Raw genomic sequence first — 10,332 nt, forward strand, 5'->3', positions numbered from 1 at the left:
AGAGGTAGACATGACCGATACGATGACTCTCGACAGCTATCTTGCCGCGGGCGGCGTGCTGACCAACCCTTCAAATGTTCCACCGCGCTATCGCGCTGAGTTGCTGAAGCTGATGGCAACCTTTGTTGACAGTGAATTAGCAGGCGCTGCCGGTTTTGCTGACGTAATTAACCTCGGGCCGGGAATAAAAGAACGCATCGCTGCCGCGAAGATCGTACTTGAGAAAACGGATCATGCAAATCGTATTCTGAACATTATGGGAGAGTTTGGAGCCGACACAGAACGCTACGCCAATCATCACCCGTGGACGGCACGGCTAAACCGGGCTGCGGACATCGGAGCAACGCGTTCCGAACATGATATGCGCTTGGCTGTGTTCAACTATCCGTTCTCGGGTTGGACGGATGCCGTGATCATGAATCTGCTCATGAGCCGCGCCGTCGCCGAACAACTGGCTGAGTATTCTACGATTTCCTACCAACCCCTGGCCGAAGTCTTCCGCTCAATCGCTCCGATTGAAGCACACCATGGCGAATTGGCGATGGAAGGCGCAAATAAGTTGATCGAACGAGGCGAAGCTGAGCAAATGCAAGTCTCGGTCGACTACTGGTGGCCTCGCGTTGCGGTGTCTTTCGGGGGCGACGATCCGAAACGGTTCGAGTTGTTGAAATCTCTTGGTCTGCGGCGGAATAAAAACAGTTCCCTAAAAGAGCGCTGGAGCCAGACGATGGATGACGCGCTGAAGACTTTGGGACTTAAAACGCCTTTGTGAATCGCTTGACTGGACCGATTTAGGGCCCGTCCTCTAGTCTGATGCGAGGCCCAAGTTTCTGGGATGACAAGAAAAATAGTAGTGTAGGGCTGGGGTTTGTCGGACGTGGCCTGACGACTGATCGCAATAGGCCATTCGGTAACACTTCAGATTCTCGACTATCCGGGGATTCAGAAATTCGCTCAATGGGGAATGACAGAACTATTGGATTACGCGAATAAAAAGGCTGAAAATCTTGGTTCCTTGCTGTTCACAAGTGAGATCGCTCTGCAACCAATTGGCCAGCCCGTCGGTTATCGTCTCACCGCCATCAGTTTGGGCCAATTCCTAAAACGAAACACCTTGGAGTGAGTTACATATAGCCCGACAAGTACACGCCAAATCCACCGGTATTAAACCTTACAAAACGTTTTGCTGAAAACTCACATCACGGGTACTCTTTACGCTGATCCAGTCACAGCAAGCCCAACACCCATGAAGCCACAACCAGATAGCGCATATTTTAAACCGCTTGTGCGGACGAATTTGCGTTCACGATCTGTAGAGGGGTTTTCTCAGGATCTGGAAAAGATCTGCGGGCAGTTTGCTGTCGAGTCCAGTGTTGCCACGCGCGGACGCATTGACGGGGACATCTCCACCTTGCCGGTCTCACGCTTTGAGACGGCAATCGTATCGCTCGACGCACAAAGGGTTTTTCGGGACGAGCGTATGATCCGAAAAGACCCGGGAGAGCACTTGTTTCTTCTCATCCAAGACAAGGGAAATTGTCGTATCCACCAGAATGATACCTCGGTTTTGCTGGGACCGGGCGACATGTATCTGGTCGACAGCGCGAAACGCTCCGAGTTTGTTTATGACGGGATGAACTCGCGTCAGGTCTCGATCCATTTGCCACGCGACGAGATGGTCCACAGATTCGGTGAGATCTGCACAGGCGGTATCGTGGTGGACCGAAACGACCCCCTGTTTTTCGCCATGCGTGCCGTTCTGGCCAAGATATTTACCGAGGAAGCCGCTGTGGCCCCACATTTGGGCGAAGCCTTTCTGAGCTTGTTAGGCGCGTATTTCCGCTGTGTCAGCCATCAGGAAGACCAACGCGGGCGAGAAGCAAACGCCGTCCTCTCACGCGCTCTTCAACTGATTGAACAGAACGCGATGGATCCGGCATTTGGACCGCAGGCATTGGCTGAAGCATTGCAGGTTTCGCCTCGGACACTTCAGCGTCATTTTGGAACCATTGGGGAAACCGCAAGCAAACGCCTTATGTCTGTGCGGCTTGAAACAGCGAAAGCCCGGCTAAAAGAGGTGAACTCTGACGTAGGGCGCGACACGATCGCTGCGGTTGCGTATGATTCCGGTTTCAACGACCTGTCGCATTTCTACAAGGTCTTTCGGGAACGATTTGGTGTCTCACCGGGGGCGGTGCGGAAGAATATGTCGTCCTAAGCCATAATATTTGGCGCAAAACCCCAAGACTCGACCGACCGGTCGGATAATAGTGCTCCCCAGCCTTGCTGCGTTCGCGCACAGGCATCGCGATTTAGGGAGGACAAGCCGTGATCGAATACGATCTGACTATCGGGGGTCAACCGGTATCTACCGCCGCCAGCTTTGACGTATTGAACCCGTCAACCGGTGAAGTCGCAGGGCGTGCGCCCAATGCGACACGCGCTGATCTGGATACTGCTGTTAGAGCTGCGAAAGCTGCTTTCGAAAGCTGGTCGGCCAAGTCGGACGAAGAACTGCAGGCCACGTGCGAGGCCGTTGCGCAGAAGATCGGAGAACACTCCGAGGAGCTTGCACAGATCATCACGACTGAGCAGGGAAAGCCGCTGAATGGCCTTGGGTCGCGCTGGGAAATGGGCGGGGCAGGGGCCTGGGCAGGGTATACTGCTGGGCTGTCCCTACCAATGAAAGTGCTACAAGATAACAACGAAGGCCGCGTTGAACTGCACCGCAAACCGCTGGGCGTTGTGGGTTCTATCACGCCTTGGAATTTCCCGGTGATGATTGCGATCTGGCATATCATGCCAGCGCTGCGTACCGGTAATACTGTGGTTATCAAACCCTCGCCTCTGACCCCACTGTCGACCCTGCGCCTTGTTCAGATCATGAACGAAGTACTGCCTGTGGGCGTCATGAACGTGATCACAAGCGACGACAAGGGCGACAATATCGGAGGGGCCATGTCTGCCCATCCCGACATCCGTAAGATCGTATTTACCGGGTCCTGTGCGACAGGGCAGAAGGTCATGGCCTCGGCCGCGGAAACCATGAAACGCCTGACCCTAGAACTGGGGGGCAATGATGCCGGTATCGTTCTACCCGATGCAGACCCGCAATCGATTGCCGAAGGTTTGTTCTGGGGTGGTTTCATCAATAACGGCCAGACCTGCGCTGCTATGAAACGTCTCTATGTCCACGAAAGCATACATGACGAGGTTTGCGACGCGCTGGTGGCTTTCGCCCGTAATATCCCGGTGGGAGATGGCATGGACGACAACGCGATCCTCGGTCCGGTCCAGAACAAGATGCAGTTTGACAAGGTCAGCCGCCTGGTGGCCGATGCAAAAGAACGTGGTCAGGTCTTGCTGGGCGGTGCGCCGGGCGACGGGTTGTTCTTCCCTCCTACGATCATTGCTGGCCTGAATAACGGCGATCCGCTGGTCGATGAAGAACAGTTCGGCCCGGCGTTGCCAATCATCAAGTATTCAGAAGTGGAAGACGCAATTGCGGCCGCCAATGACAGCCCGAACGGGTTGGGTGGCTCGGTCTGGTCGTCCGATATCGACGCCGCCAAGGCCGTTGCCAGCCGCATGGAATGTGGCTCGGTCTGGATCAACAAACATGGTGCCATTCAACCCAACGCTCCGTTCGGCGGGGTCAAATCATCTGGCGTTGGTGTCGAATTCGCGGACGAAGGTTTGGCCGAATACACCGATATCCAAGTCGTATTCAGCTAAGAACAAGACAGGAGAGGAAAAGATGAAGATCAGAAATATCCTTGCCACAACTGCACTGGGCGCGGTTTTCGCCGGCAGCGCTTTGGCACATCCCCTAGACGGGTTAACGCCGGACGAACTCCAGCAAATCAACACGATCCTGAAAGAAAGCGGCACCGTCACCGACGAGACACTGTACCCTTTGATCGATCTGCACGAGCCCTCGAAAGCCGAAGTTCTGGATTGGAAAGAAGGCGACGTACTGGATCGCAAGGCGATGGTGCAATACACCACCGACGAAGGATTCAGCGAAGCAATCGTGAACATCACGCAAGGCACCGTTGAAGAAAACTTTGCCATCGAAGGCTCGGGTCAGCCGATGGTATTGTTTGCGGAATTCATCGGTGCACTGGAAGGGGCTTTGGGCCACCCGGATATGATCGCGGGGCTCGAAGCGCGCGGCCTGACAAATGAAGACGCGTTCTGTCTGCCATTGACTGCCGGCAACTTCTTTACCCCCGAATTCGACGGCACCCGCCTGATGAAAGTGCCCTGCTATCAGAACCCGACGGGCTCGAACTTCTACGCAAAGCCGATCGAAGGATTGTTCGCAATCTACGACATCGGCAAGCAAGAGGTCGTTGAGGTCATCGATACCGGTGCGATCCCGTTGCCGCAAGATGCCTGGGGTTATACGGCCGAAGAGGTGGCCGAACGGGTCGAGCTGCGACCGGAAACCAACAAGGTTCTGCTGACGCAGGAAGGTGGCCCGAACTACACTCTGGATGGCAATCATTTGGAATGGGACATCTGGCGCATGAATCTGCGCGCGGAAAAGCGTGCCGGCCTCGTTGTCTCGAACATTGATGTCAACGATCAGGGCAATTGGCGTTCGGTCATCTATCAGACGCATCTGTCCGAAGTGTTTGTCCCCTATATGGATCCGACCGAGGGGTGGTACTGGCGGACCTATATGGACAGTGGCGAATACGGGTTCGGTCTGTTCCTGACGCCGTTGCGTGCGGGTGTGGATTGCCCTGAATATGCAACCTTCCTGCCTGCCGTAATCGCGGATGACGCGGGTATGCCGCTGGAAATTCCGGATGCGATCTGCATCTTCGAGCGCAACATTGGTGACCCTGCTTGGCGCCACTTTGAGATCTTTGCACAGACGCCCGACAACTTTGTACCTGCAGAAGGCCGTTCGGAAACCGAATTGGTTGTGCGTACTGCGTCAGAGGTCGGTAACTATGACTATCTGATCGACTACCGCTTCAAGCAGGACGGTCAGATGTTCATCAAGATCGGCGCAACCGGTCTGGACGCGGTCAAAGGCGTGGTTTCCACCTCGATGAATGATGCGACCGCTGCGGAAGACACCAAGTATGGCACGCTGATTGCACCGCATCTGGTTGCGGCCAACCACGACCACTACTTCAACTTCCGGATCGACTTTGACATCGACCAGCCGGTCAACCACATGGGTCTGATGGAAATCGTTCCGGCCGAAGTGCCTGCGGACAGCCCGCGCAAATCGATGTGGACCTGGCAGCATGTGATGCCGGACAGTGAGTTGGACGCGCGCTATCGCTTCAGCGCCTCCAAACCGCGTCACGTCCATATCTCGAACCCGCAATCGGAAGGGTATCTGGGCCACACTCCGGGTTGGATGATCCACCACGGCTCGATCGCATACGGTCCGTTCGACTTTGAAAGCGACCCGCCGTTCAAGCGCAACGCCTATATCGAGTATTCCTCGTGGACGACTGTATATGACCAAGAGCAGCGCTATGCGGGTGGCAAATACGCGATGCAAAGCGACGGTTCGGACACGCTGGCGGAATGGGTCAAAGAAGACAAGCCGCTGATGGGTCAGGATATTGTGTCCTGGTTCACCGCAGGGTTCCACCACATCCCGCGGATGGAAGACTGGCCGGTCATGTCGACCGAGTGGAAGACGGTTCACATCATGCCGTTCAATTTCTTCGCGCATAACCCGGCGTTGACGATTCGCGAATGATTGATGGCAAATGAAATTAAAAGGGCGGTCTGCAATAGGCTGCCCGTTCTTTTTGTGTCTTCTTGTTTTTTCTTAGTTCTGCAGCATCGAATACAGACCATCCAGGATCTGATCAGCCTGCTTGATCGGTATATGATTAGGGGCGGGGAAAGGATGATGTTGTTGGCGTCGATCCGTACCAAAACACCATCATCCTATAGCTCCTTATAGATGCGGCGCATTTCGGGCACGAGTTCGGGGTCTTTCGGGGCGAAGTGGTTTCCTTGGTCCCAGTACAGCCGAAAAGTTGTCGGGCCGACAACCAAGAGGTCAACTTTCCTTCGCAGCCTCCAGTGCCTGTTTCAGTGTTTCTCGATCCCCGATGTGGTTGGAAAGGATGAGAATGAGGCGTGCGTTCAGGGCTTCGCTTTCCTCATCCGACAGCCCTTCATGCACTGCAATGAGGTCAGCGTAAAAATCATCGGAGGAATACAGATTTGGTTCGTTATTCAGGGGCATCAGCTTATTCCTTTCCGCAGGCTTTAAGGACTGCTGAACGCAGAGCAGCCTCGTCGTAATCGCGCCAGCGCGCCGCGACATGCTGATCGGGGCGGACGAGGTAGACCGCCTGGCTTTCCGATCCAAGGTAACGTTCCGCTAATGTGTCCGAAGCCGTAAGGGACAGGCTTCTGACCGTGATACCGTCGATATCGAGGCTGTTCGGAACTTCGGTGTTGAGTGCCAAAATCACGAAGTCGTTTCCAAGCTGATCCAGAAGGAAGCCGTCGCCAACCGGGGCATCCTTGCATGGAGATCCCACTCTGGACGTGTCAGGACCTCCTGCGAGGTCATCTGCTCCGTTCAGGGACGAGTGATCATAGGTACAGGGCACTGACAGCCGCCCCGAGTTCACCAGAGGCCGCGCAAATGTATGGCGTTCCGCCAGGCTAAGCACAGCGTCCCGGAAATTCTTGCTTACCTTCGATTTTGGCGTGATGAAATCTGTTGAGCGGGTCGAATTCAGTATGTTTTCGTCCGCTCCGAAAATCCGTTCGTCATCATAGGTGTCCAGAAGGCTTTCCGGTGCCTTGCCCGAGATCACGAGGCCAAGTTTCCAGCCAAGGTTGTCGACGTCCTGAAAGCCGGAATTCGCGCCACGTGCCCCGAAGGGCGACACTTGATGCGCCGCGTCGCCAGCGAAAACAACGCGCCCGTGGCGGAATTTGTTCATACGTCGGCACTGGAAGGTGTAGATGGACGACCAGACCATTTCATACTCGACGTCATCGCCCAACATCGCATCCAGCCGCTTGCGGATGTTTTCCTCTTTCAACTCTTCCTTGCGATCGACATCCCAGCCGATCTGGAAGTCCACGCGCCACACGTCATCAGGCTGTTTGTGCAGCAAAGTCGAGGCGCCGGACTTAAAGTAGGGCTCGAACCAGAACCAGCGCTCTGTCGGGAATGTGTTGTTCTTCATCCGGATATCAGCGATCAGAAAGCTGTCCTGAAAAACCCGGCCTTCAAATCCCAGATCCAACATGTCGCGCGTTGGCGAACTTGCGCCATCGCAGGCGATCATCCAATCCGCCTCAAGCTGGTAAGGCCCGTCCGGAGTTGTGACGGACAGAACAACATGGTCGTCCTTGACGTCTACAGCTTCGACCCGGTTCTTGCCTCGGATTTCAATCGGCGCGCCGCGTTCTTGTTCCGCGCAAATCGCTTCGAAAATGAACTTTTCGAAATAAGGTTGCTGCAAGTTGATGAAGGCCGGGTTGCGATGGCCGGATTCAGGTAGAAGGTTGAACTCAAAGACCTTTCGGTCGTCCTGAAACACCTTCCCGACATTCCAGACGATCCCTTTGTCTAGCATCGGCGCGCCGCATCCGTAACGGTCGGCGATTTCCAGCGTTCGCTTGGCAAAGCAGATGGCACGGCTGCCCATGCCGATCCCTTCGTGATCGTCCAGAACCAACGCCGGAATACCTTGTCGACCAAGGTCCAGCGCGGCGGCCATACCGATAGGGCCGCCTCCAACTATGACAACCGGGTGGCGCACCGCAACGGGCGCGTCTTGATCTTTTGATTTCTCATAAGGGTAAAGCTTGAAGGCGAGGGAATATCGGTCCTGAAGCATCGAAACACCTAGCTTGTTGAGTTCGGAGGAGATGAGTGGGTTCAGCCTTGCAACTGTTCCCACATTTCCAGATCACGTTTGTCAGTCCAGATGCGAGGGTGGGCGATCCCCCGAGCTTCATCATAGGCACGGCTGACGTTGAATGGCAGGCAGTGCTCGTAAATCGCGTAGTCTTTGAACTTAGGGTCACAGGCGTCGCGAACGGCATCCCATGCGTCTTTCAGGCTGCCGCCTTTCATCGCGACCTTCTTGGCGGGCTCGTAGGTTGAGTTGACAAAATCGCGGGTGCTTTCAATGGCCCGTTCGACCGCTTCTTTGCCGATCAGCGCGCCGCCGCGCCCCGGTGCGATGGCGTCGACGTCATAGGCTTTGATATTGTCCAGCGTCTGGCCCCAATCGGCAAAGTGACCATCTCCGCAATAGCAGGCCGAGTGGTCCTCGACGATGTCGCCGGTGAACATAACGTTCTGATCAGGCACATGGATCACCGCATCGCCCGCCGTATGGGCGCGGCCGATCTGTTTGATATCTACGCGGCGGTTGCCCAGATAGACCGTCATGCTGTCGCTGAAAGTGGTGGTGGGCCAGGTCAGGCCGGGGATGCTTTCATGACCTTCAAAAAGGCGCGGAAAACGCTGGAACTCGCTGTCCCAGTCTTCTTGACCGCGTTCCACGACCATCGAGCGCGCTACATCCGACATGATCACCTGCGGCGCGTTGAAGGCCGAGGCGCCCAGAACGCGCACCGCGTGATAGTGCGTGAGTACAACATGGCTGATCGGCTTTTCGGTGACTTCACGCACCTTCTCGATCACTTTGTTCGCCAGGCGCGGGGTGGCCTGTGCCTCGACAATCATGACGCTGTCGTCGCCGATGATAACACCCGAATTGGGGTCACCTTCGGCAGTAAAAGCCCACAGGCCCTCGCCGATCTCATCAAAGGTGATTTTCTTTTCTGTCATATCGCCTTGCGATGCGAATGCTTTAGCCATGGGTTTCCTCCGGTGCCCGAGCGGGCGATTTTACGTGTCAGTTGCGTTTGTAAGGATCGTCAAGTGCTGCGAGGACTTGCCCCGTGCAATCGCCGAAACCGATCCGATAGCCGTCACCTATAGCCGCGCCCGTCAAGGTTAGGGTGTCGCCGTCTTCAACAAAGCTGCGGGTCTCACCGGTGTCGAGCTTAAATGGCTCCTTGGCACCCCAGCTGAGTTCCAAAAGGGAACCGCGATTGTGCTTTTCCGGGCCGGAAATTGTGCCCGAGCCCAGCAGATCGCCGGTATTCATCGGGCACCCGGACGTGGTGTGATGGGCCAATTGCTGAGCTGCCGAATAGTACATCTCATTGTAATTGGTGCGGGCAATGGTTGTAGCCGCCTTGCCCTTGGGAGCCAACGTGACCGACAGGTCGATGTCGTACAGCATCGGGCCACAATCCTTCAGGTGGTCCAGCAATTCGAACTCTCGCGCTGGGGTGTTGCAGCGGAATGGCTCAAGCGCAGCTTTGGTCACGATCCAGGGACTGATCGAGGTTGCCGTGGCCTTGGCCTGGAAGGGCCCCAGCGGCTGGTATTCCCAAGCCTGAATGTCGCGTGCAGACCAGTCGTTTAGTAGTACGTAGCCAAAAATGTTGTTGTCCGCCTCTTGCACCGAGATCGGACCATCCGAAGGGGTTCCAACGATGGCGCCCATTTCAAGCTCGATATCGAACCGTTGCGACGGGGCAAACCGGGGCAGGGTGTCGTTTGGACCTTTCAGTTGCCCCCAAGGGCGTCGAATGTCCGTGCCCGAAACGACCACTGATGAGGCACGACCGTTGTAACCGATTGGGATGTGCAGCCAGTTCGGGGGCAGCGCGTTTTCTGGCCCGCGGAACATGGTGCCAACATTGAAAGCATGGTGTCGGCCCGCGTAGAAATCTGTGTATTCGCTAACGGCGAAAGGCATATGCATCTCGGCATCGTCTTGCGCGACGAGCAGAGGCTCAACTTTATGCTGTTCTTCGGCGCCTTCGGCCAACAGGGTTATCAGCCGGTCCCGCAATGCCACCCAAACAGCCGGGCCCTCTTCCATCAATGGATTCCAGAAAGGCAGATCGAAAAGGGGTTCGTCGCTCAGCGTAATCATGCCTTCGGCCTCGGCGGTGGAGACGTCGAGGATCATATCGCCGATGGCCACGCCACAACGGGGTTCGCCGCCTTCGGTCGAAAAAACTCCATAGGGCAGGTTGTTCAAGGGAAAGGGATGGGCTTCATCATTGGCCGATGTCACCCAGGAGTTCATCAAAGGCATTTCATATCCAGACTTTTGTCACGAGCGGATTTGTTGTTTCATTTCCTTCCCGGTGTTCCATCGAACTTTTTCTCAAGCGAGGACCAGCAGTCGATGTAATCATCCTGCAAGGGGGCCTCGGTTGCGGCGAAGGCGGTCAGATGCTGTGGGAAGCGGGTTTCGAACATGAAGGACATGGTGTGATCCAGCTTGT

At 55.6% G+C, this 10,332-nt stretch carries 9 protein-coding genes; 4 read left to right on the forward strand and 5 right to left on the reverse strand.

Going from position 1 to position 10,332, the window contains the following annotated elements; all coding sequences use genetic code 11:
- Window positions 1-10 precede the first annotated feature (10 nt).
- The 4 genes from ACR0I8_RS18235 to ACR0I8_RS18250 all read left to right on the forward strand — a co-directional run bounded on the left by ACR0I8_RS18235 (window position 11) and on the right by ACR0I8_RS18250 (window position 5,734).
- Entirely contained in the window at window positions 11-772 is a 762-nt protein-coding gene (locus tag ACR0I8_RS18235; RefSeq protein ID WP_170693277.1) for a Phenylacetic acid catabolic protein, read from the forward strand.
- A gap of 474 nt (window positions 773-1,246) precedes the next feature.
- Window positions 1,247-2,218, forward strand: coding sequence for a helix-turn-helix domain-containing protein (locus ACR0I8_RS18240; protein WP_170693279.1), 972 nt, complete (start codon window positions 1,247-1,249; stop codon window positions 2,216-2,218).
- A 110-nt stretch (window positions 2,219-2,328) separates the two neighbouring features.
- On the forward strand, window positions 2,329-3,735 hold the full coding sequence (locus ACR0I8_RS18245; protein ID WP_480703471.1) for an aldehyde dehydrogenase family protein: 1,407 nt from the start codon (window positions 2,329-2,331) through the stop codon (window positions 3,733-3,735).
- A gap of 22 nt (window positions 3,736-3,757) precedes the next feature.
- Window positions 3,758-5,734 carry a copper amine oxidase gene (locus tag ACR0I8_RS18250; RefSeq protein WP_170693281.1) on the forward strand — a complete coding sequence of 659 codons (1,977 nt, stop codon included), beginning with the start codon at window positions 3,758-3,760 and terminating at the stop codon, window positions 5,732-5,734.
- A gap of 309 nt (window positions 5,735-6,043) precedes the next feature.
- Here ACR0I8_RS18250 and ACR0I8_RS18255 read toward each other — a convergent pair whose 3' ends face one another.
- The 5 genes from ACR0I8_RS18255 to ACR0I8_RS18275 form a co-directional block, all read right to left on the reverse strand.
- On the reverse strand, window positions 6,044-6,232 hold the full coding sequence (locus tag ACR0I8_RS18255) for a DUF2783 domain-containing protein (protein ID WP_170693283.1): 189 nt from the start codon (window positions 6,230-6,232) through the stop codon (window positions 6,044-6,046).
- 4 nt (window positions 6,233-6,236) lie between these two features.
- On the reverse strand, window positions 6,237-7,850 hold the full coding sequence (locus ACR0I8_RS18260; RefSeq protein ID WP_170693285.1) for an FAD-dependent oxidoreductase: 1,614 nt from the start codon (window positions 7,848-7,850) through the stop codon (window positions 6,237-6,239).
- Between the two features lie 41 nt (window positions 7,851-7,891).
- Entirely contained in the window at window positions 7,892-8,842 is a 951-nt protein-coding gene (locus ACR0I8_RS18265; protein ID WP_170693287.1) for an MBL fold metallo-hydrolase, read from the reverse strand.
- A gap of 37 nt (window positions 8,843-8,879) precedes the next feature.
- Window positions 8,880-10,139 carry a fumarylacetoacetase gene (gene fahA / locus ACR0I8_RS18270; protein ID WP_170693289.1) on the reverse strand — a complete coding sequence of 420 codons (1,260 nt, stop codon included), beginning with the start codon at window positions 10,137-10,139 and terminating at the stop codon, window positions 8,880-8,882.
- A 38-nt stretch (window positions 10,140-10,177) separates the two neighbouring features.
- The coding region (locus ACR0I8_RS18275; RefSeq protein WP_480703474.1) for a homogentisate 1,2-dioxygenase domain-containing protein at window positions 10,178-10,332 on the reverse strand (155 nt) is incomplete at its 5' end.

It is taken from the genome of Ruegeria sp. BG9, assembly GCF_056538305.1.